The 26213-nt window shown below is 42.1% G+C and carries 20 protein-coding genes; 4 read left to right on the plus strand and 16 right to left on the minus strand.

The window, feature by feature from the left end; all coding sequences use genetic code 11:
- Positions 1 to 51 precede the first annotated feature (51 nt).
- Together MKY99_RS19415 and MKY99_RS19420 are read right to left on the minus strand one after the other, a co-directional pair.
- Positions 52 to 1692, minus strand: coding sequence for an alkaline phosphatase (locus MKY99_RS19415; RefSeq protein ID WP_339265793.1), 1641 nt, complete (start codon positions 1690 to 1692; stop codon positions 52 to 54).
- A 173-nt stretch (positions 1693 to 1865) separates the two neighbouring features.
- Positions 1866 to 2240, minus strand: a complete 375-nt coding sequence (locus MKY99_RS19420) for a hypothetical protein (RefSeq protein WP_339265795.1) — start codon at positions 2238 to 2240, stop codon at positions 1866 to 1868.
- A 193-nt stretch (positions 2241 to 2433) separates the two neighbouring features.
- Between MKY99_RS19420 and MKY99_RS19425 the strand changes: the two genes are divergently transcribed.
- The gene (locus tag MKY99_RS19425) at positions 2434 to 3327 is read left to right on the plus strand and encodes a M23 family metallopeptidase (RefSeq protein ID WP_339265797.1); all 894 of its coding nucleotides are present in this window, start codon (positions 2434 to 2436) and stop codon (positions 3325 to 3327) included.
- Positions 3328 to 3522: 195 nt separating this feature from the next.
- Here MKY99_RS19425 and MKY99_RS19430 read toward each other — a convergent pair whose 3' ends face one another.
- The 3 genes from MKY99_RS19430 to MKY99_RS19440 are packed head-to-tail and all read right to left on the minus strand — an operon-like array spanning position 3523 to position 7135.
- On the minus strand, positions 3523 to 4659 hold the full coding sequence (locus MKY99_RS19430; protein ID WP_339271719.1) for a glycosyl hydrolase family 18 protein: 1137 nt from the start codon (positions 4657 to 4659) through the stop codon (positions 3523 to 3525).
- Between the two features lie 4 nt (positions 4660 to 4663).
- Positions 4664 to 5764: an acyltransferase family protein gene (locus tag MKY99_RS19435; protein ID WP_339265798.1), complete on the minus strand. Its 1101-nt coding sequence runs from the start codon at positions 5762 to 5764 to the stop codon at positions 4664 to 4666.
- A 45-nt stretch (positions 5765 to 5809) separates the two neighbouring features.
- A complete protein-coding gene (locus tag MKY99_RS19440; RefSeq protein ID WP_339265800.1) occupies positions 5810 to 7135 on the minus strand; it encodes a glycosyltransferase family 2 protein in 1326 nt (441 codons plus the stop codon).
- A gap of 642 nt (positions 7136 to 7777) precedes the next feature.
- Between MKY99_RS19440 and MKY99_RS19445 the strand changes: the two genes are divergently transcribed.
- Both MKY99_RS19445 and sstT read left to right on the plus strand, forming a co-directional pair.
- Positions 7778 to 9127 carry a lytic polysaccharide monooxygenase gene (locus MKY99_RS19445; RefSeq protein WP_339265802.1) on the plus strand — a complete coding sequence of 450 codons (1350 nt, stop codon included), beginning with the start codon at positions 7778 to 7780 and terminating at the stop codon, positions 9125 to 9127.
- 234 nt (positions 9128 to 9361) lie between these two features.
- Positions 9362 to 10591, plus strand: a complete 1230-nt coding sequence (gene sstT / locus MKY99_RS19450; protein WP_339265804.1) for a serine/threonine transporter SstT — start codon at positions 9362 to 9364, stop codon at positions 10589 to 10591.
- Positions 10592 to 10819: 228 nt separating this feature from the next.
- Here sstT and MKY99_RS19455 read toward each other — a convergent pair whose 3' ends face one another.
- Together MKY99_RS19455 and MKY99_RS19460 are read right to left on the minus strand one after the other, a co-directional pair.
- On the minus strand, positions 10820 to 13408 hold the full coding sequence (locus tag MKY99_RS19455) for a metallophosphoesterase (protein ID WP_339265806.1): 2589 nt from the start codon (positions 13406 to 13408) through the stop codon (positions 10820 to 10822).
- An 89-nt stretch (positions 13409 to 13497) separates the two neighbouring features.
- Positions 13498 to 14406, minus strand: coding sequence for a chitosanase (locus tag MKY99_RS19460; RefSeq protein ID WP_339265808.1), 909 nt, complete (start codon positions 14404 to 14406; stop codon positions 13498 to 13500).
- Between the two features lie 235 nt (positions 14407 to 14641).
- Here MKY99_RS19460 and MKY99_RS19465 point away from each other — a divergent pair, with 235 nt between their 5' ends.
- Positions 14642 to 15481, plus strand: coding sequence for an AraC family transcriptional regulator (locus tag MKY99_RS19465; RefSeq protein ID WP_042189655.1), 840 nt, complete (start codon positions 14642 to 14644; stop codon positions 15479 to 15481).
- A 21-nt stretch (positions 15482 to 15502) separates the two neighbouring features.
- Here the strand turns inward: MKY99_RS19465 and MKY99_RS19470 are convergent, their stop codons facing one another.
- The 9 genes from MKY99_RS19470 to dcuS form a co-directional block, all read right to left on the minus strand.
- Positions 15503 to 16153 (minus strand): polysaccharide deacetylase family protein, encoded by a 651-nt coding sequence (locus MKY99_RS19470; protein WP_339265810.1) that lies wholly within the window; start codon positions 16151 to 16153, stop codon positions 15503 to 15505.
- Positions 16154 to 16231: 78 nt separating this feature from the next.
- On the minus strand, positions 16232 to 16783 hold the full coding sequence (locus MKY99_RS19475) for a polysaccharide deacetylase (RefSeq protein WP_339271721.1): 552 nt from the start codon (positions 16781 to 16783) through the stop codon (positions 16232 to 16234).
- 386 nt (positions 16784 to 17169) lie between these two features.
- Positions 17170 to 18393, minus strand: coding sequence for an MFS transporter (locus MKY99_RS19480; RefSeq protein WP_339265812.1), 1224 nt, complete (start codon positions 18391 to 18393; stop codon positions 17170 to 17172).
- 12 nt (positions 18394 to 18405) lie between these two features.
- Positions 18406 to 20214: an ABC transporter ATP-binding protein gene (locus MKY99_RS19485; RefSeq protein ID WP_339265814.1), complete on the minus strand. Its 1809-nt coding sequence runs from the start codon at positions 20212 to 20214 to the stop codon at positions 18406 to 18408.
- Between the two features lie 108 nt (positions 20215 to 20322).
- Entirely contained in the window at positions 20323 to 20877 is a 555-nt protein-coding gene (locus MKY99_RS19490) for a MarR family transcriptional regulator (protein WP_339265816.1), read from the minus strand.
- Positions 20878 to 21073: 196 nt separating this feature from the next.
- The gene (locus MKY99_RS19495) at positions 21074 to 22258 is read right to left on the minus strand and encodes an NADP-dependent malic enzyme (protein ID WP_339265818.1); all 1185 of its coding nucleotides are present in this window, start codon (positions 22256 to 22258) and stop codon (positions 21074 to 21076) included.
- A 70-nt stretch (positions 22259 to 22328) separates the two neighbouring features.
- Positions 22329 to 23672: a 2-hydroxycarboxylate transporter family protein gene (locus MKY99_RS19500; protein ID WP_339265820.1), complete on the minus strand. Its 1344-nt coding sequence runs from the start codon at positions 23670 to 23672 to the stop codon at positions 22329 to 22331.
- A gap of 178 nt (positions 23673 to 23850) precedes the next feature.
- Positions 23851 to 24558 carry a response regulator gene (locus MKY99_RS19505; protein ID WP_339265822.1) on the minus strand — a complete coding sequence of 236 codons (708 nt, stop codon included), beginning with the start codon at positions 24556 to 24558 and terminating at the stop codon, positions 23851 to 23853.
- A complete protein-coding gene (dcuS, locus tag MKY99_RS19510) occupies positions 24555 to 26162 on the minus strand; it encodes a DcuS/MalK family sensor histidine kinase (RefSeq protein WP_339265824.1) in 1608 nt (535 codons plus the stop codon). Before dcuS ends, MKY99_RS19505 begins: the two co-directional genes overlap by 4 nt.
- Between the last annotated feature and the right edge of the window lie 51 nt (positions 26163 to 26213).

Raw genomic sequence — 26213 nt, forward strand, 5'->3', positions numbered from 1 at the left:
GTTTAAGCGCTTTAACTTTTAGTCGAAGAATCATGCCATGAACTCTAATAATTAGAGAATCAAGTCTAATGCATCCTGTGAAATCCACACTTTATCTTTAATCATTACTGTCAGTACATTGAGTTTCGTTGTTTTGCCATCCAGAATGGCGATGTTTTTATCTATAGGCAGCTTGAGAACTTGGCCTGCTTTTTTCACTACAACCACCGGATTAGTCTTATCGGTCTTATCTAGGGTGATCGTAGCTCCTTTGGCCTTGAATTTATCACTGGATACGTACAGTGTATCCTGAAGTTGCGCCAGATTTAGTCCGGTCACTTCTTGAATATACTTATTCACATCCGTATTCTGGATTACACCGCTGTTCACGAAATCGGTCGGTTTATAATTAGCCGGATGGTAGGCGAACAATCCAACCTCTTCCGATGTGTGATCATCCGTAGAGAAGGTTACGCCTATCTTATTCCCCAAGATTTTACCGATGACCGGCGAAAGGTTATCTTTCATTCCTAATCTGACTTGATCCGCTTCTTCTTTGGTTAAATCACTAAGTCCATAATTATCCGCAAGGACCTTTTTGAAATTGTGCTCATTAATACTGCCTTCAATGTAATAACTGGTGTGCTTCGCTTTCTTCAACACGGAGACTAGGTCTTTGGTGGAATCATAGTTCGTCATATTGAGCCCGCCAGTAGCATGATCCGAAACGGACAAGACTGCTGTATTTCCGTCTTTTTCTGCAAAATCAACAGCGGCTTTGAAAGCTTTATCAAATGCTAATGTCTCACTCATAATTCCCACCGGATCGTTATCATGACCATACCAGTCTATCTGACTTGCTTCGACCATCAGAATAAAACCTTTCTCGTTCTGTGACAATTTCTCTATCGCTACTTTGGTCATTTCAGCAAGGCTCGGTTGCTTTTGCGGGTTCAGATCAAAATCAGCATCCAGTGCTTCGGGGTTGAACAGCCCCCAGATTTTATTCGTTTTAGAATTCATTAAACCTGCTTTATCCGTTACGTATTCATACCCATTTGATTTCAGGATTTTGGTTAAATCTTCTCCGTCCTTACGGTTAATGTCTTCTTTGCCGGGTACCAAATACCCGGAGCCACCCCCGAGAAGAACATCTACGCCACTGTAGACCATCTGTTCTGCAATAGACTGCGCATTGTCACGCGTGTAGGCATGACTTAAAAATGTAGCCGGCGTCGCATCCGTTAATTCACAAGTAAATACCGTTCCTGTACTTTTCCCTGCCATTCTCGCTGCATCCATAATCGTAAGCAGAGGTTTGTTCACGTCCTCTGGCTTAACTGCGTCCACGAACGGCATCGTGATTCGGTCGGGCAGTATGGAGACCGTCTCACTCTTAACCTTATGGCCTGTGGCATAAGCCGTAGCTCCCGCAGCGGAATCTGTGGTAAGTGAATCCGTAGAATAGGTTCTGACCAGCCCGCTAAAATACTTATCCATCGCAAGCACCTGTCCGCCCTGATACCATCTGGCCAAGTTCACATCGGATAAGCTCATCCCATCCGTAATAAACAGGATCACGTTCTTGACTGAATTGTTTGTAGGAGCATCAGAGTTATTGGCGCCACTGGCGTAGGTCGTTCCGTTGCCTGCTGCAAGCAGACTGCAAACCATAACTGTACTGCAAATTCTCCCGATAACCTTTTTGCGCATTTGAATCCTCCTTTAGCAGATTTTGTTAAGTACGTTTCTAGTTTAAAGGAGGATTGTTTGCGGGAGCAGCACCTATTCTCTTGTTATATATTAAATTCTGTGCATATTTTGTCTTGACCTGTGCTACTGATAATTGCAAAAAAAAGGGCGCCCTAGGGGCACCCTTTGCATTATTATTGTCTTATTACGAGGATATCTCGAGGCGCTCTACCAGTGCTTTGAATTTGGGAAATTTCGGAGCTTGTAAGGATACGGCCTACCAATATAAACGAAGATGTGACATTGTTAAAGTTAAAATTATTCAAGTTCGCTACGTTTTGGCTGCCACGGAATACACGGAACGATCCCTGAAAGTTAATTCGTGAAAATAGTACAAGCGTTACTTCAGAGCTCTGCACAACATTTCTGAGACGGAAACTCGAGAGAACGTTGTTAAACCGAAACGCTCCAAGATCACGAACCGCAACTCCTCCACGTCTGAATCGAATCCTGCGATTGGTAAAATTAGTACCCGACCAAAGAGCAAGACGTATATCACTGTTGGCCAACTAAATCAACTCCTTCTCTGAGATTGATATAGTCTATTACCAACATCAAAGAACGGTACAAGACAAATACAGTTGTACAAATGTTTGTTTTCCAGATTTCCCTGCGGTGATATTATCCATAATAGCAGTCGAAGTGATTTTCCAGTTATATTCGTCTAACTACTATATACTTTCTTATACGTTAGGAGCGAATATGAAAAGAATCATTCAAGCATTCGGGTATTTAGGTAGTACAATTTTAGCTGCAGCATTACTGTCATGGATCTGCGTATTTTTGATTAACGGCTTACCTGGTGTCTATGCATGGATGGCACTTAAATTTATCATCCCAATGCTAGGTTTCGTAGGAGTATTATTAAATATCTTTTTAATATTAGTTTCTATTATCAAGAAGAAAAGAATTTCCGATAAATGGATGCCTCTCGTTTTATGTACTTTATTAGCTTCACATTTCCTCCTGACCATGAATATTATACAGTTGGTATATCCTGTACGTATAATCAACGTCCACCCTTCAGTCACAGTTAAATGGCCATTTTCTGAGCAAACAGTTGTTGGCTGGGGTGGTGATTCCACCGACAATAATCTGCCTCATGCCACTTGGCCTTCGGAACGTTGGGCCTATGATTTAGTCATGGAACCCTATAATACAGGAAGTACTAATCTGGAAGATTACGGAATTTGGAAGCAAAAGGTCCTATCACCGGTATCTGGAACGGTTATTGCAGCTTTTGACGATGAATCTGATATTGTGCCAGGTACTGAAAAATTCATTTCCATGGAAGGAAATCACGTTTATCTCAGGATTGATGCGACGGGAACCTACTTATTACTTAATCACCTCAAACAAGATAGTGTTACCGTTGCAGTTGGAGATCACGTCAATGCCGGTGAAGTGCTTGGACATGTAGGAAATAGTGGTTCCACATCAGAACCCCACCTGCATATTCATCATCAGCGCCAAGACCCAACCCAAACCCTTTTGCCTATTCTAGCAGAAGGACTGCCGTTATACTTTGAAGATACAAATGCAAAGGCTATGCCGATAAAAGGAACAGAAGTCACGCCAATGCGCAATGAACCATGATCTGGTGAAGAGTGAAGCTGTCTTTCGGAGGAGTTACCGTAGGAGGAATGGACAGCTTTAACAACGATGATGTTCAGCAAAGATGCGGGCGACTTCGGGCATAGACTTCAAATCAGCTTTAGGATAGCTAAAGAAAGAAAACACAAAAAAGAGGAATAAGCCTCTTCAGACTATTCCTCTTCTATTTAGCACTTGCTACTTATTCAGATTATCAGATAAGTACTTAACAATGCCGTCGTCAGAGTCTTGAGAATACTCCCACACCATGACACCAGCCAGTTTTTTATCTTTGATATATTTAACTTTTGCCTGCAAGGCCTCTTTATCTTCATACGTAATAAAAGTATCACCATCATATAAATAGGCCGTCTTCGCTGTATCGTCAAAGTATCGTTTAAATCCATCTTGGATCATATATTTTTCTTTTATCGTCTTGTAGCTTAAATCTACTTTGTCGATATTGATAGGTTTACCCAATGAAAATGAAGCGTCCTTATTCGCATTACTTTTAACATTCTCCCATCCGTAGGAATAAGCTGGAATACCTAAGAGAAGCTTGTTCGGATCAACATCACGATCTAAATACATACGAATAATACGATCCACGCTGGTTTTACTCTTTTTATTCTTATCTATAAATAAATTCGAATTATACCCTGTCGTATCTGACCAAGCTCCCGTTAAGTCATAGCTCATGACATTAATGAAATCCACATACTTTTCTACTTCTTTAACCTCAACGTTTTTGAAGAACCACTCTTCATTCCCTGCTGCAAAGGTTAAATAGTAATTTTTATTTTTACGCGGGAGTCTATCCAATTTTTCATCAAGTTCCTTCATTAGACTAGTAAAGTTCTTGGTATCCTCAGGTCGGGCTTTAGTCGTATTCCATGAATCAAAAGCTGGATATTCCCAGTCTATATCGATCCCATCTAAATCTAAATCCTTAACCATTGCGATCATACTCTCAGTAAAGTTGTACCGGTTTCCATCCATTGAAGCATCGGAGAATCCGTCCGCTTTATAGCCGCCAACTCCAAGTATGAAACTCGTTTTTTTATTATTTGCTTGCAGTTTCTTTATATTTTCTTTAATGATCTCATTTTTAGCAGGGTCCAGATCAAAATACACATTCGTTTTATCAATTTTGGCAAAGGCAAGAATAGCGATATCAATGTTTTTGTCATGGAGATTAAGATCTTTAAAGTCTTTCCATAACGGTATGTACACGGAGGTTATTTTTTTGTCTGAATCATTGAGATTGTAATAGTAAATTCCCATGCCTATAGCTAATATAGCTATGAAGATTTTTGTATATACACTTATTTTCATCATGTTAACTTCTTCCCCCAAATAAGACATGTGTAATGTATCTATTTAGATTTAAGACTTTAACCGTGAAATAGCTGATTAAGAATATAATAATTACATTAAAAGTAAGGTTGCCTATAGATTGGAGTAGAGTAGCTTGTATTTCTGCTCTTCTGGATACCAATATTTCAATCAACAAGTGAATTAAGTAGATACTAAAGCTAGCTTTGGAAATGGAGCTAATTATTTTTTTGACTTTGTAATTTAACTTCTCGCTAATGGCGGTTTCTTTTTCTTTAAAATAGATAAACGTTCCAATAGCCATAAAAAATGTCGTGAGTGAATAGTTTCCATAGAACATTTCATCTAGCACACCACTGTACATGGAAGAAAAATAGGTCGCTAATGGCGTTACAAAAAAGGATATAATGCCTAAATTAAAGAAAAGATTTTTGGCTTTCATCGATATCGTATAGTTAAAGAGATAATATCCCAGGATAAAATATCCTAAATAACCCATGAACAAAGGGATATTGGTTATAGGAATATTGATATATTCGGAGGTCAATCTGAATACAAGATCAGAGATGAATTTATAAACCACACTTATCAAGAACCATATCAGCAGATAATATTTTAAATCCTTTTCACTGCATACTTTTACAAGTTTACCAATTAAAGGAACTGTTATATAGATCGCAATAATCGCGTATAGAAACCATAAATGTATATAATTCTTATCAAAGATTAAACCATACGAAAAATGAATGAAAAAATCATAAACGCCCATGCTGCTTTTTTGAATGAAATATTGGGTGTAAACGGCATAAATGAGTGACCAGCTAACTAAGGAAATGATTAAAGGAAGTACTTTTTTAATATAAAACTGCCGATATGATTTCACTTCCACTCGAAGGATCATCGCACCGCTTATCATAAAGAACACGGGCACAGCAAATCTGGATATCGAATTAAAAAAGTTGCTAATCCACCAAGCGGTTGTATTGAAATCATTTGTCCTTGTAAGCAAGTCTGCAGTGTAGTGCAGAATGATGACGGCAACGATGGCCATTATTCGTAATACATCTATAAATATAATTCGTTTATCATTCAATATATGATTCATAAGTACCTCCGGATGGGTAGTTTGTTAATAGCTACAGTTAGGAGACTAGCTGATACTTGAAACCCCTTTTCTCTCAACGAATCCCCAGCCCTCGTCATTATCAAAATATTTAAACGTGCCTACGATATTCATATAAAGCAGCAGATTTCGATAGGTTAGTAATTCAACTTGGCTAAACATAAACATCCGAATATAATCTTTAACTGAATAATTGCTGCCATATTTTTTGCATAAATAGAGAGAAATCCCGATTTGCAGCGCATTAATGACGATAACAGACAACAAGAGAATAATGGCCTGAAATAAATTGGTACCCAGAAAGAGCGATTGTATAAGATAAAAAACGCTTGTAAATGCTGTTAATGTACCTAGGATAAAACCATCTATAGCAAAAAAGAGACTGACGCCAACGCTAAACTTTCGTGATAATTTGGACCAATAGATTAATATGCAATCTACAAAAGCTTTTTGCCAGCGTATTCTTTGTTTATAAAAGTTACTTAAGTTTTCTGGACATTCCGTGTAACATACAGCTTCTGGCGCGTATACGAGTTTCTTATTTAAGTTATTCGCTTTAATAAACTCGTGAATTTTTAAGGTAATATCAATATCTTCTCCTACAGTACTTCTAAACCCGTTAACGTCCACCAATATACTCTTATAAAAAGCACCAAATGCGCCTGAAATAACGACAATTGAATTAAAAACCGATTGTGTTAGTTTTCTAACATAAAATCCATGGATGTAGCTGATAACTTGGCTTTTTATAATACCTTTACCAGTAAATTTATCTTGGATAACTCCGTTCCTTTTCTCAGCACCCTGTACGATCTTCACAGTCCCACCTAAAGCGATGATCTTATCATCTTGAAAATATTGATTTACATATTTAAGCGAGTTTATTTCCAGCATGCTATCCGCATCCAGCGTAATAACAATATCAGAATTCGCACAATCGATGCCGGCGTTGAGAGAATCTGCCTTTCCGCCGTTGAATTTATCAATTACAAATATTTTTTCATATTTCTCCGAATGATAAATCCCTTTAATAGCGCCGTATGTAAGCTTGCCCTCTGCTTCTCTGTCACTTATTGATAAGTCCAAAAGCTCATTTAATTTTTGAAACGTCTGATCCTTCGAACCATCATTAATAATAATGACTTCATAGTTACTGTAATTTAGGCCCTCCATTGCATCTATGCAATTCTTAATGGTGAGCTCCTCGTTATAAGCAGGAACTAAAACGGAGATCGATTTTTCAGCACAATCGTTGTTCAATTTCTTAACTTTACTGAAAAATAAAGGGATGACTGTGTAAAGAATTTGAAACCCAATAAAAATGAAGGTTGACAAATAAAAAAAGTATTGCATCTCCTCACTCCTTTTTATCTATTTAAAGCTTATAATTCTATGAATTGAACTGTTCTCCAGACAGTTAATCCCACACTAATATCAATTACTTACATCCTTTGTAAGTAATTCCAACTAATAATAGTAAATAAAACCAAAAATAGCAACCTTTGAAAGCGTTGTTATTGTAATTTTCTGAATAATATATAATTTACCGCTTTATTTTACATACAGTATTTTTCATTTTTCATCACAAAAAAAAGAAAAGAAAGAGAGAGAAATTAAGAAAATAATATATTTTGTCGTTTAATCATTCTAAATGAATCTTTCAAATTCCAAGAATTATATGGAACTATAAGGGGAATATAGATCGTGTTCCGAGGGAGAATTTTCATACTAAAAAATAGCATATTCTTTCTAAATTTGGTAGACAAATACCATTTATTTGCATATAATCACTATGGTGTTACAAAAATTGTTATCATTCAATGAATTTAGCCCTACGCACCTTTTTCTCTTACCTTTCATGTCGATATATGAGCTCTTTATGAGTTTATATAAATACGTTCAACAAAGAAAGGAGTTGTAATTGAGACAAAACGTTCGGGACTGAATGCATCATTTGTTCGCAGTGCATATTTTTATATAAAAAGGAGGAGTAAAATGTCATCTATCCGTATTTCTCATTCACCTAGGGTAAAGTTGTTAGCTTATGGGAGTATGATCTTGATTTTTTCATTGGTTGTAATGTTATTCCCGGAAAGATCCTTTTCTCACGGTTATGTTGAAGGACCTGCTAGCCGGGCTGCACTCTGTAAATCAGGACAAAATACAGATTGTGGCCCGATTGTTTATGAGCCCCAAAGTCTAGAGGCACCTAAGGGGTTCCCTGCTGCAGGGCCAGCAGACGGGAAGATTGCAAGCGCTAACGGAGCTTTTCCCAAGCTTGATGAACAATCGGCTACACGCTGGTCTAAAGTCAACATCTCTGCCGGACAAAATACATTCACTTGGAAATTGACTGCCGCTCATTCGACGGCCAGCTGGAAATACTATATTACAAAGCCCGACTGGAATCCTAACGCCGCTCTTACTCGGGACTCATTCGACCTTACTCCTTTCTATTCGGTGAACTATGGAGGTGTACAGCCACCCTTCACTTACTCAGACACGTTTAACGTTCCGGAACGTAGTGGATACCACGTCATCTTGGCTGTGTGGGAAGTCGCAGATACTCCGAACGCCTTCTATAATGTCATTGATGTCAACTTTAGCGGAAGCAACCCTGTCGATACCCAAGCTCCTTCCGCACCAGCAGCTTTGACGGCAACTGCAAAAACATCCACCAGCGTTTCATTGGCCTGGAACGCATCCACGGATAATACCGGTGTAACAGGGTACCAAGTATTTAACGGAACTTCATTGGTTGCAACCGTATCCGGCACTACATTAAATTACACCGTATCTGGATTAACCGCGAATACTGCCTATACCTTTAGTGTCAAGGCAAAAGACGCTGCTGGAAATGTCTCAAATGGAAGCAATTCCGTCAGTGTTACTACTAATGCACCCGTTGGTAATGATACGGAAGCACCCACAGCCCCCGGCGGCTTACATGTTATGGGGACACCAACATCCTCCAGCATTCAGTTAATGTGGAATCCGTCAACGGATAATGTTGGTGTTACAGGCTACCGTATTTATAGAGGAACGACATTAATCACCACTGTACCTGGCTCCACAACGGATTATACGGTAACAGGTCTTAGCGCCGGTGCAACATATACGTTCAATGTACATGCCTTCGACGCCGCAGGCAATCAATCAGTGGCCAGCACCATCAATGGCACAACCGCTACAGCGTCTACAGCCCCAGCTTGGGCACCCAATACCCCTTACACAGTCGGTACATTGGTAACCTATAATGGTTCTGTGTATGAATGTCGTCAAGCCCATACATCGTTAACCGGTTGGGAGCCTGCTAATTCCCCGGCGCTATGGTTGTTAAAGTAATGTTGTAATAAAAACATTAAATACCTAAATCTTAAAAAACCACGAGATACAGTGAAACTGTATTTCGTGGTTTTTCACTGTTTCGATCATATCGTTCAATTACCTTTTCACAATTTTTGGCACTCGTACACGGCCGACAATTTTCATGATAAACTAACGTTAAATATTAACTTATCTCATTACAACTGCTGGCTGGGCTTAGTAATATTTCCATATTGAAACCGGAGGGAATACATGAAAACATTTATACTCAAATGGAACCAATTAAGCCTGGTAAAACAAATACTTATGGGGATTATAGTGGGGATTATCTTGGCTTTATCGATTCCTAATGCAACAGGGATCACCATTTTCGGTTCCTTATTTGTATTCTCATTAAAGGCGGTTGCGCCCTTATTGGTCTTGCTCCTAGTAATGACTGCCATCTCTAAACATAAAAAAGGCCATCAAACGAATATGAAATCGATTCTTGCCCTCTATGGTTTAAGTACTTTTTTGGCGGGGCTGACAGCAGTTATTGCAAGTTTTATATTTCCGGTAAGTTTATCACTTGTAAAGGGTGCTGAAGATCTGACTCCACCTGATGGGATTGTAGAAGTACTTAAGTCCTTACTGTTCAATGTTGTCGACAACCCGGTAAACGCCTTGATGAATGCCAACTATATCGGCATCCTAACTTGGGCTATCCTTCTTGGCATTTCTTTAAGAAATGCCCATGACAGTACAAAAAACCTGCTTGCTAATTTTTCAGATGCTCTATCACAAATCGTCAAATGGGTAATCAGCTTGGCACCGTTAGGAATCATGGGACTTGTTTTTGATACCATTACAACAAACGGGCTTTCTTCCTTGCTCGATTACGGAAATTTACTTCTCGTTCTTATTGGATGTATGCTATTTATAGCGTTTATTGTCAATCCTTTGATCGTATACCTGTATATTCGCAGAAATCCATATCCACTTGTTTTTAGCTGCCTGAAGGAAAGTGGAATTACCGCATTTTTTACTCGGAGTTCAGCTGCAAACATTCCTATCAACATGAGATTATGTAAAAAAATGGGGCTGGATACAGATACGTATTCGGTCTCCATTCCATTAGGTGCGACGATTAATATGGCGGGTGCAGCGGTTACGATTTCTGTCTTAACTCTCGCAGCTGTTCATACGCTTGGCATTGAAGTAGATTTTGGTACGGCGCTTATTCTTAGCATTCTATCCGCTGTATCTGCTGCAGGTGCCTCGGGTGTTGCCGGCGGTTCGCTTTTACTCATTCCGCTGGCGTGTAGCATATTCGGCATTCCGAATGATATTGCGATTCAGGTCGTTGGTGTAGGTTTCATCATAGGTGTTTTGCAGGATTCTTTTGAAACATCACTTAATTCATCCTCTGACGTACTTTTTACAGCAACAGCTGAATATGCTAAAAAACGTAAGGAAGGCAAGGAATATATCATTAAAGTCTAGAGAAAATGTCAAATAAGCAGGAGGCCTTAGGCCCCTGCTTATTTGTTTCCCCTTAAATTAGACAATTAAACAAAACGCTATTTGCAAGGTGAATAGAAATCCATTATTAGGCGTGCATTAAAATATGAGGCATCCTTATGAGACTGCCCTTGGAAGGAAAAAGACACTAGCGTGAGCTAGTGTCTTTTAACCAGGGTACATTCGGTTAGTAATTTTTTTTTCGAGGATTCATTGCATTCCTACCTCTGCTGGAAGCGAATTATTTCTTGTCCCCACTGCTTTAATCACGAAATTGTAGGCTTTAGCAGAATCTATGCCGTTTAATGTATAGCTGTAACTCGTCTGACCGCTTACCGTCGACACATACACGCTCCAATTTGTGCTAACTTTATCATTTTTCTCATAAATCCGGTAACCTCGCACTGGCTCAGGGCTATTTGTTGGTGCTTTCCACGAAAGAACTGCACGGTTCCCTGACTGTCTTACTGCGCTTGGATTTTCGACAATGCCGGGTTTGACGTCAGTCCGCTTGATACTGTAAGCATCATAGACGGCAAGGGGTTTATCTTTAACTGCTGTGTAGGATGTAAATTTCAGCACATCGTTTGTAATGGAAACATCTACGAACATTTTCTTGTTGGGCTGATCGTTTTTTGCTGCAAAAAAAGTGTCTGCGTCTGGATTAATAGCATAGAATTTCGAAGCAGCCGAGTTGCCCATTAGATACACAGTCCCTTTGGGATTCAGCACATTTCCTTGCTCATCGGTAATGACATTCTTAATCGGAACATTGTTCAGCATTTGAAAAGACCTCATATACATATGGTCATGTCCCTCAAACACCATATCCACACCCAGCTCATCAAATACAGGAATCAGATATTTCCGGTAAAATTCTACCCGGTCGCTTTCTGCCGAAGCATTATCCCCTGAGGAATAAGCTCCCTTATGCATAGAGACGAATTTCCACTTCTTATCGGTCTTTGCCACCTGATTCCGCATCCATTCCAATTGCTTCGTGAACTGAATATCTGCTTTGTACGGCGTGACCTCTCCTTCGTACTGGGAATTGATCTGCATAAACAGTGCATCGCCGTATTCGAAAGCATATACCGACCCGTCATGAGCACCCGTCCCGACATCTTTTGGAAGATTAAAATGGTTATAGAAGTTATTATTCGGATAATCCTCTATCTCATGGTTGCCGATAATCGGTGCAAATGGCACATTGGCAAATTCTTTTTTCGGCACACCCAAGAACCACTGCCACAGCTGCTCCAGATCACCATCATCCGTTAGATCCCCTGTAAGAAGAACAAACTTGGGATCTACCGTTTTCTCAATAGCTCGCTTAAAAGTATCCTGCCACAGATCGAAATTCGATTTACTTGAGCCTTGGGTGTCGGTCACGTAGAGGAAATGGAAATCCTGATTATCCGCCTTGTCCGTGGTAAAAGAACCCGCCTCGCTCCAGCCGTCCGCATCACCGTTACCGGCCCGATATATATACTTAGTTCCAGGATTGAGACCGCTTGTAATAACCTTGTGACTAGCGAACTTTTTATACTTTTTGGAGCTTCGGTCTCCTGATGTCATTAAGGTTTCAATAACTGTTGAGCTGCCCTCATAAGATATTGCCAGTTGTTCCGGGAACTCACTTCCTCCCGCATTGGAGGCCTCCACCACTTGCACTACTGTACCTCTGACGGTTTCGGCTGTATACCAGTCAAAGGCGATACTTGTCTTTGGGTCCCCATTAAAAGTCATGTTCAGCAGCGTTGGTGTTTTATTGCCGATATCCTGAGACTTCGTCTTAAAGCTCCAGGTAATATCGTTCTCAGGTGTCCGGCCATCCGTAGTCCCCTTAACAAGCTCTTTAGGGACGGTCACGTTGTAAGTTTTCCCGGCAATGAAATTAGGGTGACTGACTTTGACTGTGTCTTGACCGAGGAGGGAAGCAGAAATGTTGGTAAGAGGAAGATTGTTTTCTGTGATTACAACTTGATAACCACTGTCGAGACTGATGGCTTTATTAAACTTCACAGTGATCTCTGCATTAAGGGAAACATCTGCAGCCCCTGAAGCGGGAGTTTTGCTTACCTCAAGTGTGGGAGTGTCCCCAGGTTCGCCGCTGCTACGTGTTCCTTTAATTACTACATCTTTGATTCTACTTGAGCCTGAGCTGGACACTGTTCCCCCGCTTACGCTTTTCGTAGAGTTAACCACCCAGCGGATATAGAGTACATCTTGATTGTTTGTTCCCGCAGGCAAAACGAGGTTCGTTAATTTGCAGGAATTATTGGAACAATTAAAATTGTTCTGGGCTAGAACAAGGTTGCCGCCCGCAACATCTGTCCATTCCTGCTGATCTATACTGTATTGCACCTTAAAATCCCTAGGTCCTGTACTTGAAGAAGTTTGCTGTGAAGAGAGGAGGATACATTCGAAGCCTTGGGTAGAAATCGTGGCAAGCCAGTATTTAGTGCCCGTTCCTTCATGCCAGCCCTGGTTGCGTACGCTGTTCTCACTGGGCTCATAGGTGTATGCATCCGTATTTGTTCCTATATCACGAATGGATGAAGCCGTCTGATATACTCCGCCTGTAGCCGGAAATACTCCGTTCTCGCCTTTGTCTTTAAAAATCCACTGGGCAATCGTTTCCTGAGCTGCAGTTACTTCGCTTGCAAGATCTTCCTCATTTCCCTCCCTTCCTGCTGAAACAAAACCGGTCAACTCCATGGCAAGCAGCAAACCTATAACCATTAGACTGATTACCTTGGGAAATCTGTTTTTGAGATAAGATTGGTGGTTATCCATTCGACCCATCTCCCTCTTCATTAATCTCACTTATCATCGAACCGCCGTCACCGAGAAGAACGGCGGTTCTGTCTACCCTTACAATCCTCTTATTGAAGTTCCCAGTCAGTGACTTGAAGGATTGCCGAATCTGCACCCTTCAGGTCTGTCTCTCCCATGTTGAGCAAATTGCTCCACTGCTTCACACGGTTCTTGCCGTTAGGCGGAGAGTTGTACTCATTAGTATCCACAATCTTGGTCCGTTCTTTATAGAATTTGGTCATGAAAGTCTTCTCATCCGTGCTGCTTCCTGATTTACCCAAAAGCCCTTGAAGAGTCTCGGAACCGCCGGTAGCTCCATGGTTCAGCGCTGCATCCACGAAGGAACCAATAGTTAATGCCGAGTTAAAGCCGCGATTGCGGGCCTGTTCCACACTGTATTTAATGTAGATATTGTAGAACGTTTTCCACATAGCCTCTCTCCACTCGGGATCATTTTGCAAATTACCGATTTTTCTGCAGAAGCTCTCTTCGCTTTCATTGATTTCGAGGATCTTCCCTTTCATGGAACCCTTGACACCGATCCGGGCCAATGCGCCTTTAACCGAAGGATTACTCGCGCCTTTGGCAGCATCATATGCCTTGAACAGATCCGGACCGTCGGGACCGGTATCATTTGAGCCACCTGTAGTCGCACCGAATATTCCAATCGTATATCCGCGGTCATCATCAATATCTTCACAATATCCGTAAAAATTGATCCAGTTCAGATCGTCCTGCTCCGGTTTGTTGACAAGCATCATAATATTGTTCCACTGCTCACCATCCAGACCTGTGTTGTCGCGCAAGAATTGAAGTGTTGCCGGTGAGAAATTAGAATCAGGGTTCCCTGCCGCATAACTTTTCTGTTGAGATGCACTGGACAGATAGCCATAAGAAAAAATCATTGAAAAACTGAGCAGGATCAACAATGAAAATTTCATCTTCTTGGAAACCTTACTATTCGTTGAATTAAGCACCGCAATCTCTCCTTTGATTAAATAGTTTAAGCGCTTTAACTTTGAGTGGCAGCGAACCTTATCCCCAACCTATCTGAGCATGACAGCCCTCCTTTTTCCAACACTTGGTAATTCTATTTAAGCTTATCTCAAAAAGTTTGTCCAAACAGCACGTATTTTCTTGTAATTATTAATTTTTATACATATATTGCTACAACCCCTAGATTAAGTCTACAATCCTCTTAGGAGGTGCTGAATGAAACCGGTATTTTATGAGTCTACTCTTTTTGAGATCAGCCGCAAGAAACAGGTATACACCAGCATGCCTTCAAGACACTATCATGATGCATATGAGATTCTGTATTTAATATCCGGGGATTTTTATTATTTTATAGGGGACAGAACCTACCAGGTTGCGGGCGGTACGTTGCTATTTATGGATATTCACGAAATGCACAAACTGGTTAATTCCGGCTGCAATATGTATGAACGGGTTACACTGCTGTTTAAAAAAGAATTCCTGCAGCATTTTTGTACCGGTGGTCAAAGTGAGGAACTGCTCGAATTGTTCAAAAGTGATTACCGCGCTTTGAAGATGACCGGTATAGATCAGTATTTCATCGAACAGCTTTTTCAGAAGATGATTCAAGAGGGGAAGAAGCAAGCACGCGGATATGAACAGTATCAACAACTATTATTGGTGGAGTTGCTCCTCTATCTTAATCGTAAACTATTCGACAGCCGTGTTGCTCCAATGGTGGAATCCAATCGTACACACAAGAAAGTCCTGGACATCGTTAATTATGTAAATCAACATTATATGGAACCGCTTAAGCTCTGTGAGATTTCACAGAAATTCGACATAAGCTCTTCCTACTTATGCCGAACTTTTAAAGAAGCCACCGGGTTCAGCTTCATTGAATATATCAATAACATCCGCATTAAAGAAGCGCGTGATTTGCTGGTTGGCTCTTCTTTTAATGTTACTGAAATTGCGGGAATGGTTGGGTTTGATAACACCTCCCATTTTGGACGAACCTTCAAATTATTGATGGGCATCTCGCCGCTCTGCTTCCGCAAACAATTTAAGTCTTAACAGCAAAAACACTGGAATACGTCAAGACATTTCGTCAAGACGAACAAATTGCAGGTTTCTTGCCTGCAGTTGGTTTAGCACTTCCTCTAAAGATTGCAGCATATAATAAGGAGCATGCCGGTCCGCGCCCACAGTCTCACCGCTGTCGTGAAGTAAGACAACGGAGCCATCGGTGATTCCACCTAACAGAGTGGCCTGCATCCGGGTTTGACAGACCCGGGTGTTCCAGTCGCCTGCCTTCAGCGACCACAGAACAATTCGATACTGCTTGTAACGAAAGAAATCAAATAGATTGATTAATCCCCAGGGTGGACGGTAATGATTGGGTCGGGTTCCGACAATAGACTCTATAATATCAGCAGAGCGGTCCAGATGTTCTCGCCTAATAGTACGGGGCAGCATCAGCCAGTTAGAGGTATGACAATAATTATGGATGCCAATCTGATGGCCTTCCCGATCCATTCTTCTGATCAGGTCTGGATACTGCTCCGCTCTCGATCCTAGCACGAAAAAAGTAGCCTTCACTTGATGCAACTTCAATAAATCCAGCAATATCGGCGTATATTTCGGATGTGGCCCATCGTCAAAAGTGAATGCCACCTGTTTTTTTACCGTTCCTTTGCGAAAGACACCAAAGCCGCTCACTCGCGTAATCAAACTCGGAATAAACATGTAAAGAGTGGCGGTACATAGTATTCCTCCTATTAGATATGTAAGTATGATTACACCTCCTTATAACAAGCTTAAGTCCTATCCAGAGTAGTTCTGTCCGGGTGAGAATCTATTTTTCAGTGAGGCGCGTGAATGGATCAGTAACATCGGGACCAGTTGCTCTGTTCGCCGATTGATTCTTTGTCTCCCTTCCGGATGCATAGCAGACAGCAGCAATCGAAGATAAATGGTGGTGATGCGTTCAAAAACACCGGACTTTATATTTTGCTGTTCAAAACCAAGACCGTGTGTTAATCCCCGATGGAGCAGTGTAATCCCCAATAAAGCCTTGACCTGCCTGAACTCGGACTGCGATTCGAAGGCTTCATTGATTTGTTGCATTGATTTACGCAGCATGCGAGCCGTTTGGAGTGCAGCACGATCCGATCCTTCGGACTGGATCAACTTCAGAATGCTTCCATTATCGAGATGGAGCTCTCCCACCCACTCACCCTGGTTGATGACCGTGGCGTCCTGGCATACAATTGGCTGTCCCCGGTGTTTTTTTAGCATCACGGTACATATACCAAAACTCGACTTATGCGATCCGCGAAAATGTGAAAGCAACGCAAAAGCTTTTTCCCACATCATCCAGACGGATTGCACTGTGGTTTTACGTATTTTGAAACCCAACTCAGCCACCATCCTTAATACAGTTATAGTCTCTCATTTCATACATTGTACATAACAGAACTTTCTTTTTTCTTATCGGATTCTTACAAAAAGCTTAAGAACTGTTCGACTGCAATAAGGAACATAATGAACCAAATTAAATCATTTTAACGTCCACTTCTATTTGACGCTATTCACCGGAATTTCTCTGCGCGTATATCAAATTTTTATACAACTATTTTCATTAGGACATAAGCTTCTCCAGACCACATTACGGGCCCACGTGACTTCAAAATAAAAAGGTAACTTCAAAAGAAGTTACCTTGAATAAACAATCGTTATGATGTCATTTCATCGTCTTTTGTTTATTGATCACAAATTTTCTGGCTGTTTAACTCCCCTGCTTCCTCATGATGAATAAGACATGCTGCTATCAACCCAATGCACAAAATATATGCCAATAGAAGAAACGTAATTAAATAACTTGCATGATTCATCAATTGAAGAGAGATAATCGGACCAAAGCTTGTGCCTGTAAACAATATAAAAGTATATACAGATACAGCTATCCCGCGCATCTTGCCGCCCACTTGCCCAACAAGCGAAACAAGTGAAGGAACGGCTAGTGCGATCCCCGCCACAAAAAGGATGCTCATCACAATAAGAAGTGGCAGATTAGAAATCATCCCCATAGACCCCAAACCAATGATCGCTATCAGCAATCCACCGCGAAGCGTTATACCTACGCCGAAACGCTTGGATATTCTTCCCGCGAATGGAGAAACGAGCATACCTAATATGCCGACAAAACGGACAGAAAGAATTTCTTGCTTGCTTAGCTCAAATGGAGCTGAGCTTAGATAGTTACCCAGTACTGTATACATGCTTACAAAAGACATAAGCAGAACGAATGCCACTAGATAACATAACACCAATTGTTTTTGAACAAACACTTTGCCAATTTGCTTAATAGGCTCCCAGATATTAGCATGTGCCTGCTGGATACCTCCTTTGGGAAGGAAGAAAAACACTAATATAGCGGTCAACGCATAAACAACGGCAAGAATATAAAAAACTGCATTCCAGCCATAATGCTCACTGAGCATACTACTAGCCACTTGACCTACAATACCTGCAATCAGAAATCCCGTACTGATAAAACCAATAGTAGTTACCCGTTTTTCCGCTGGATACATCTCAACCGCATAGGCAAGTGCTACTGGAGAGAAGGTTGCTGCTGCTGCTCCCTGTAGTCCTCTTAAAGCTAAAATCCATGCAAAGCTGTGAACCGTTCCCAGAATTAATGAAATCAATGCCAGGAAAATGAGCCCTGCAAATATAACTGTCTTCCGTCCGTATTTATCGGACAGCGCGCCATAGATTAAGCAACCAATGGCAAAGCCTATCGAAAAAGTACTTCCCGTAGCGGCAGCATTCGTCGTGGAAATTTCAAAAAGCTGTGCAAACAATGTAATTAGCGGAATCGTTACATATAGACTGGACATGACAACAAGGCCGGTCCAACAAAGAATCATGGTCATAAGCGTATAATTTCTAGTTGCACCCGTAGAATTGATTGAATTGTTCATATTACACCTCAATTATAAAATTTGTTCGAAGGAAGATTTCGTTGGAAATTGCATCTCATATAGTTCTTTGTATCGCCCATTTCGCCGGAGTAGGTCTTCATGATTTCCCAACTCCACAATCTGTCCATGCTCCAATACAACAATTTGATCGGCATTTTGAATCGTGGAAAGACGGTGGGCGATAACCAGACAAGTTCGACCTGGAAGAAGCACAGATAACGCATGCTGAATATGTTGTTCAGATTCCGTATCCAGAGCAGCCGTAGCTTCGTCCAAAATAAGAATGCGAGGATTGGTCAAGAAAGCTCTGGCTATTGACAATCTTTGCTTTTGTCCTCCGGAAAGCTTGGCCCCTCTTTCCCCAATGGGCGTATCATAGCCCATTGGAAAGGCTGAAATAAATTCATGGGCGTTTGCGGCATGGGCAGCCGCTTTGATCTCATCTTCTGTGGCCTGAGGTTTACCGTACACAATATTTTCACGTATCGTGCCATTGAGGAGAATTACATCCTGAGATACGATCCCCATCTGCTGACGAAGCGACTTCATCGTCACTCCCGTTAACGGATAACTATCAATATAAATGTCTCCTCGCTGAACGTCATAGAAACGGGCAATCAAATAAGCAATCGTTGACTTTCCTGATCCTGACGAACCGACCAAAGCCGTAGTTTGGTTACATGGAATCCGCAATTGGAAGTTTTGTAGAATGGGATGTCCTTCTTCATATGCAAATTCAACATCATCAAACACAATTTGTCCTTTTACTGGCGGTAGAACAATCGCTCCTTCCTTATCATAAACCTCTGGAACGGTTGTTAAGACTTCTTGAATGCGCTCGAATGCTGCTGCCGATTGCTGCACTTTGGTAATCATTCTGCTAAAGGAACGGATGGGCGCTTGCAACAAACGCAAGTAAGCTAAGTAAGCTACGATATCACCAACGGACATATTCCCATGCATAACCTGCCACGCTCCGAACAGAAGCACCGACGTCATACCTACATAATTCAGCCAATCGATAATTGGCGAGAAAGTTCCCGATAACCTTGAAGCAAAGACTGTGGCTATCCGATGCTGTTCGCTCAATGCCTCGAACTGCTTAGCTTCCGCATCTTCACTTGCAAAAGACTTAATCATCCGTATGCCTGACAACGTATCTTGAAGTGAGTTGTTTAACTGAGCTGATATGTGACGTACCGCTCTATAGGCACTCTTAATGCGCAGGCTGAAATATCGTGATGTTATAAATAAGAAAGGCAGGGTTATAAGTGTAATTAATGCTAGTTGCCAGTCCGTATATAATAAGTACCCCACGATCGCAGCGAAGGTTATGACATCCGCTATGATGGACAGGCTATCGGCTGAAACCAGTTCCTGTAGTTGATTTACATCACTCGTTAACCTTGCCATAAGATCCCCGGTCCGATTACGGTCAAAAAATTTCAAATCCAAACTTAATGTGTGTTTGTGCAATTTGTTTCGCAACTGGAAAATTGCCTTCTGACTAACAATTGTCATTACATAACTGCTACTGAAGTTAAATATCCCCAACAGCAATGCAGCTAGCAGGATAAGACCTCCCGTTTCAAGTAGCGCGTAATACCTTTTTTCAGGGATGATCTGGTCTATGATCTCTTTAGTTAACTGAGGGATCATAAATTCAAGAATGGAAATGGCTATCACTGTGACGGCACCAAGCATAAGAAAGACCCATTGCGACCTTGTGTGCAATAACATCTCCTTAAACATGATGCGCAGCGATATAAAATGCTGCTCACGACTCTGCTGCTGGTCCCCTGAATGCTGAGTTTGTTTCATTTTGCATCACATACCTTCATGTTGTAATATCCATCACGGTTATCAAATCAGATAATATCCACCTCTGAATTAATGTAATTAGATTATCTAACTATATGACCAAAAAAATTATCTACCCGATCCAAGTCGTTTTTCTAAGCTTGCATTTAGTTTAACCAACACTTTTTGGAACACCGCTTGCTCTTCTTTATCTAATTCATCAACAAGGGATGCGCAAGTAGACCAGAACGTAGGCAATATTTGATTCACAAGCGTACTGCCTTCAGCGCTAATACGAACGTGAGTCATACGGCCATCCTTGGCATACGGTTCACGAACAATCAAATTTCTTTTCTCCAGCCATATTAACAAAGCCGTTACGGACGATCGGCGAATACCCAATCGGTCTGCTAAGGATGAAGGTGTAACCAATTCCTGATCTGCGTGAAGGGATAATAGGAGTAATAGATCCAGCTTGCTCTCCGTGATGTCAAAAGCAGCTAAATCAATATCCACCATGTCTAAAATGTTATCTCCCAGCCAGAGCATAATTAGGCCCAGATGCGCAGAATTTAGATTGGTATCGGATGAGGCTGTACGCTCCATCAACTTCAAATAAGGCGATGTTCCAAGTCTCGGTAATTGTTGCTCGGTCGTATATTCCTTGGCAGGCTTTCTTTTCAATTTGTATACCTCCTTACTCCTATAGTTAGATTATCTAATTACATTAAATATAACTGATTTCTTTTATTTTTGCAAACCAGATAAAAAAACAAAGGTAACTCTAGAGGCAGAGTTACCTAACATCATGTATTCGAGATATGCACAGAACTCCGAAAAATTAATTTATGAATAATCTGGATCGGATGTTTATCCAGCTTTAATTGCTTTCCAATAACGTACCTATTCTTGCCACACCACTCTTGAGCGCCGCTCGAATAACCGCTTCCCGGATACGCTCCACTACCCGTGGATCAAACGCATTCGGCATAATATAAGTTTCATTAAGATCACTGGCGTCAATTACCGAAGATATCGCCTCTGCAGCAGCCAGTTTCATATCTTCATTGATTTCAGTGGCGCCACAGTCAAGGGCTCCACGAAAAATACCGGGAAAACAGAGAACATTATTGATTTGGTTAGGAAAATCGGAGCGCCCTGTCGCCATAACCTTGACGTAAGACGCGGCAATTTCAGGATCAATCTCCGGAGTAGGATTGGCCATGGCAAATACAATCGGATCAGCAGCCATTCTTTTTACATCACCTAGCTTTAAGGCACCTGGGGCGGATAGTCCGATAAATACATCGGCACCCTGAATAACTTCAGATAAGGAACCTCTCTCCAGATGAGGATTCGTAATTAGTGCAAACTCGCTCCAATGCGATTTATCGTAATGGACAGCACGGTTAATTGCACCCTGGCGGTCCACACCGATCAAATTTACAGCACCGGCATGCAGGAGCATCTTAGATACGGCGATACCGGCGGCTCCAATACCATTGACCACTATCTTTACATTCTTAATGTCCTTGTTGCATACTCTTAACGCATTCAAAATTCCAGCCAGTACCACAATCGCCGTTCCATGCTGATCGTCGTGGAAGACTGGAATATCGAGCTCCTGCTTAAGTCTCGCTTCAATTTCAAAGCAACGAGGTGAAGAAATATCTTCGAGATTAATGCCTCCGAAGGTAGGGGCGATTGCTTTGACAATCGCGATAATTTCTTCGGTATCTTTTGTATCCAGGCAGATTGGGAAAGCGTCCACATCTGCAAACTGTTTGAACAACGCTGCTTTGCCTTCCATGACCGGCATGGCTGCTTTGGGACCGATATCGCCAAGTCCGAGTACAGCTGTTCCGTCACTAACGACCGCCACCGAATTTTTCTTAATCGTATATTCGTATGCTTTATCTTGGTCTGCAGCGATAGCCTGACACACTTTAGCTACTCCGGGTGTATATACCTTGGATAAATCCTCCATGCTTCGAATAGGGTTCTTCAAGCCGGTCTCCAGCTTGCCGCCAACATGCATCTTCATTACTTCATCCATTATTTTCATTACTGTTCCTCCTGTTAATTGCAATGTATTTTTCTCTACAAGCTTTCTGGCTGTATGCTTGACATCCTAATCAGCTCCAAAACCGCAATAGAATAGTTGCCACAATAACGGTGCTGACGCCGCCGATCCGGGTGGAGATCTGAGCAAAAGGCATGAGCTGCATACGATTGGAGGCAGAGAGAATGGCTACATCTCCGGTTCCACCCAAGCCGCTATGGCAGACGGTTACAATTGCCGCATCGACAGGGTACATATTGATTTTTCTTCCCACAAAATAGCCGGAAACCACCATGCTGAAGACGATGGCGAGGCAGGTCAGCACATAAGGTACAGAGATAATGGCAGCTACATCCTTCAGAGGAACGTATAGCATGCCCAAACCTACCATGAGCGGCCATGTCAGGTTACCAGCAACGAACTTATACAACTGGTAAGCCCCATTTTCGAATCTTTCGGGAAGCGCCTTGACACATTTGATCAGTACGGCCATCAGAATCATGACAATCGGTCCGGGTATCCCTACATAATCTGCAAGCAATGCCCCAACAATGAAGAAACTGCATGCGATCAGAAGTCCCGCACCCATCATCATGAAATCTTTGGGTTTGCTATCCGGATTGTCATGCTGTAGATCGTCACCGGATTTGACTAGTGTACCGTTACCGCTTAGATGGGGCTTTTTCTCGCCCAGACGTTTCAGGAAGCCCGCCACAATGATGGCGAATACGTTGCCGATAATTGCCGACGGGATCATCTGCGATACGTAATAACCCGCTTCGTGTCCACCCAGAATGCTTGAGTATGCAATCGAGAGAGGAAGAATCCCTTCACCGATTCCACCGCCAAGGATCGGTACGATAATAAAGAAGAAAGTATGATACATGCTATAACCTGTGAGCGTTCCTACCAGTAGTCCGCCGAGAACCGCTGCAATCGTCCCGACGATGAGCGGGATGAAGATCCGCGTAATACCCGCTACCAATGTTTTGCGGTGCATGCCGAGCATACTGCCACTCACCAGGATGGAGATGTACAAGTACAGGAAGTTTGCCTCTTTCATCAATGTAGTGACAGCGTCTGTCACAGTAGAGTTGAACAAATTCAAGTAAATCAGCAGGGATGGGATCATAAGGGCCATGATTGCGGGGCCGCCTATATTTTTCAACAAGGGAAGCTTCATACCGATATCACTCAGCAGAATACCCAGAACCATAATGACAGCGAACCCTCCAATCATGTCATTCGGTAGCTTCCCGGCCACACTTGCAAGAAGAATGACCACTGCCAGAGCTAGATACACAGGGAGCGGAAAGACACCGACCTTAAAATGCTTACATTTTTGAATGAAGGCAGCCTTTTCTGGCAGGGGACCTTCCTTTCCTTTGGAAACAGGTGATGGAATCGTATTTTGCATTTTTCATTTCCTCCTAAACTCTTTTCTAGCCTTATAGTAGCGGAAATGAAAGCGCTTTTGTTTTTACGTAATTATTGATTGAATTATAAAAATTATTAAAGTAAGCGCTATCAAAAATAAGCAATCAAAAACCGCCAATTCCTTATAAAACTCGGAACCGGCGGCCCACTCCAAGAGGCTATATGAATTTAGAAATCACAGAACTGCCGCGGGAAGACATGCGATATCGCTGTACAGGTCTTCCTATGGTGCCATAGGTCAATTCACTGTTCAGCGCTCCCATATCCGCGAGGATGGCAAGATATTTCCCAACCGAAACCCGCGAGATTCCGGAACTAACTGCAATCTCTTCAGTGCTAAAGGAATTTGCATTATGGGTCTCCACCGCTTTCCAGACCGTCCGAAGTGTATGCCGGGTAAAGCCCTTAGATAAATCCTGAACGGCCGAGGGCTCTTTCCTATACCCAGTTAGCTTATCTAGTTCAGACTGATCCAGGGAATCCTGATTGCAGAACAGGAAATGCTGCTCCTTGTAGGCGGAAAGGGCTGCGAGAAAGCGTTGAAACTCAAACGGTTTGATAAGATAATCGACTGCACCGTTCTGAAGCGCGTCTCGGATACTGTCCTTATCGCTCGCAGCTGAAATGATAATCACATCTATTCGTTTACTGCCTCGACGGAGAGCGGACAGCAGCTCCAATCCATTGCTCTCTTTCATGTAAATATCCAGCAGAATCAGCTCGAAAGACTCATCTGCCAATTTGATCAGAGCTTCACCCACTGATTTTGCCCAGCCTTTACACTGAAAACCTTCCACTTGCTCCAGATAGAATTTATTCATCTCGGCTACCATCGGATCATCTTCTACAATCAATACACTAATCATTGAGCATCACTCTTTGCTCGATAGGGTAAACTAACCGTAAATCGGGTCCCTTCTCCCTTTCCTGTTTCACAAACAATCTTACCTCCCATAGCTTTAAGGCTCCGCTCAACCAGATACAAGCCGATGCCTCGGTCATGTCCTTTTGTCGAATACCCCTGTTGAAAAATATACGGCAATTTCTCATCTGGGATACCGCTTCCATTATCGCTAACCGTAACTATCAGCGTCTTATCCTGATATTGAAAGCTGAAATGAATATATTTGCTGCCTCTACCTTCCGGTGCTTCCATAGCATTATCCAAAAGATTACCGACTATCGTAATGAGTTGGCAGGAGCGTTCCGGATCGCTAGGCTCCGGCAGAATCCCATCCTCCAGAAGCACCAGCCGAACTCCGGCTTCTCTGGCCCGGCTCAGCTTACCCAATAGAAATCCCGCCATCACAGGGTCCTTTACTTGTCTCACCACCGTTCCCATCTCTGCCTGTGTTGTTGTGACAGTACTTGTTATATACGCCTCCAACCGATCATACCTTTTCATATGTGTTAATCCTAATATTACATGCAGCTTGTTCATAAACTCATGCGCCTGGGCACGCAATGCCTCAGCATATAAGGAGATGCCAGATAACCTTTCCATAAGTATGCTGATCTCCGTCTTATCACGGAATGTGGCAATTGCACCTTCTACAGCTCCCTTTACATGAATGGGAACCACGTTTGCCAGTAACGTAACACCGCTATGCTCCACCTCCAAGTCCTGGCTGGCTTCACCGGTTTTGAGCACTGTATTCATCCGCAGTGATGGCCAAAAGCTCTCCACCGACTGGTTCAAGGGATCATCCTGCATGCCAATGGCTGCAAGCAAACGCCTGGCTTCTGTGTTAATCAAAGTAATACGTGACTCTTTATCAACGGCAATGACTCCCTCCCTAACTGACTGTAGCATGGAGTTACGCTCTTCCAAAAGCTTAGCAATAGCGGCCGGTTCCATGCCAAACATCATTTTTTTGATAACACGTGCCAGCAGAAATGCTCCCGCAGCCCCTATTAGACTGCCTATAAGCAATCCCCAATAAAGGATTCCCACGTTCTCTCTTATGGCAAGTCTGATGTTTCCCAGTGATATCCCTACTGCCACCGCTCCTAATTGTTTCCCACGTGCAGAGAAGACAGGTGAAAACGCTCTTACAGATGGGCCCAAAGAACCCTCGGCTTCCGAAATGCTTTCCTGCCCCCGCAAGACTGCGGCTTCGTCGCCACCGATAAAATGCTTACCAATTTTGTCCTTGTCCGGATGGGAATATCGGATCGCATTCATATCCATGACCACAACAAATTCCACATTGTTCAACAATCGGATTTCCTCAGTGTAGCTTTGCAATTCAGACGAGCTGCGTGATTTGTTTAACGCTTCAATAATTAGAGGGTTACGCGATAACGTACGGGAAATGATCACAGCCTTTTGTTCCAACGAGGATTTTGTTTGTGAGGAAACCTTTATACTAAATAGCACATAGACCACTAGCAGCATTATGATAAGAACTGCACCAATCATCAAAGTAATTGTTGTTTGCAGCCGAAGTGTGTGTTTGCCAATTTTCAACAGCTGTCCCTCCGGAAATTTTTCTTCATTCTAACGTATACGTGCAAGGCT

Origin of the sequence: Paenibacillus sp. FSL R5-0470, from assembly GCF_037975205.1 — a bacterium.
Lineage (GTDB): Bacteria > Bacillota > Bacilli > Paenibacillales > Paenibacillaceae > Paenibacillus_AQ.

Excerpts from the sequence above, each read along its gene's own strand:
- MKY99_RS19495 (WP_339265818.1), bottom strand. The coding sequence starts at position 22,258 with ATGAAAATAATGGATGAAGTAATGAAGATGCATGTTGGCGGCAAGCTG.
- MKY99_RS19485 (WP_339265814.1), bottom strand. The coding sequence starts at position 20,214 with ATGAAACAAACTCAGCATTCAGGGGACCAGCAGCAGAGTCGTGAGCAG.
- MKY99_RS19440 (WP_339265800.1), bottom strand. The coding sequence starts at position 7,135 with ATGCAATACTTTTTTTATTTGTCAACCTTCATTTTTATTGGGTTTCAA.
- MKY99_RS19470 (WP_339265810.1), bottom strand. The coding sequence starts at position 16,153 with ATGTTTATTCCGAGTTTGATTACGCGAGTGAGCGGCTTTGGTGTCTTT.
- MKY99_RS19500 (WP_339265820.1), bottom strand. The coding sequence starts at position 23,672 with ATGCAAAATACGATTCCATCACCTGTTTCCAAAGGAAAGGAAGGTCCC.
- MKY99_RS19425 (WP_339265797.1), top strand. The coding sequence starts at position 2,434 with ATGAAAAGAATCATTCAAGCATTCGGGTATTTAGGTAGTACAATTTTA.
- MKY99_RS19455 (WP_339265806.1), bottom strand. The coding sequence starts at position 13,408 with ATGGATAACCACCAATCTTATCTCAAAAACAGATTTCCCAAGGTAATC.
- MKY99_RS19415 (WP_339265793.1), bottom strand. The coding sequence starts at position 1,692 with ATGCGCAAAAAGGTTATCGGGAGAATTTGCAGTACAGTTATGGTTTGC.
- MKY99_RS19475 (WP_339271721.1), bottom strand. The coding sequence starts at position 16,783 with ATGATGTGGGAAAAAGCTTTTGCGTTGCTTTCACATTTTCGCGGATCG.
- MKY99_RS19430 (WP_339271719.1), bottom strand. The coding sequence starts at position 4,659 with ATGAAAATAAGTGTATATACAAAAATCTTCATAGCTATATTAGCTATA.
- MKY99_RS19445 (WP_339265802.1), top strand. The coding sequence starts at position 7,778 with ATGTCATCTATCCGTATTTCTCATTCACCTAGGGTAAAGTTGTTAGCT.
- sstT (WP_339265804.1), top strand. The coding sequence starts at position 9,362 with ATGAAAACATTTATACTCAAATGGAACCAATTAAGCCTGGTAAAACAA.
- MKY99_RS19505 (WP_339265822.1), bottom strand. The coding sequence starts at position 24,558 with ATGATTAGTGTATTGATTGTAGAAGATGATCCGATGGTAGCCGAGATG.
- MKY99_RS19435 (WP_339265798.1), bottom strand. The coding sequence starts at position 5,764 with ATGAATCATATATTGAATGATAAACGAATTATATTTATAGATGTATTA.
- MKY99_RS19480 (WP_339265812.1), bottom strand. The coding sequence starts at position 18,393 with ATGAACAATTCAATCAATTCTACGGGTGCAACTAGAAATTATACGCTT.
- MKY99_RS19465 (WP_042189655.1), top strand. The coding sequence starts at position 14,642 with ATGAAACCGGTATTTTATGAGTCTACTCTTTTTGAGATCAGCCGCAAG.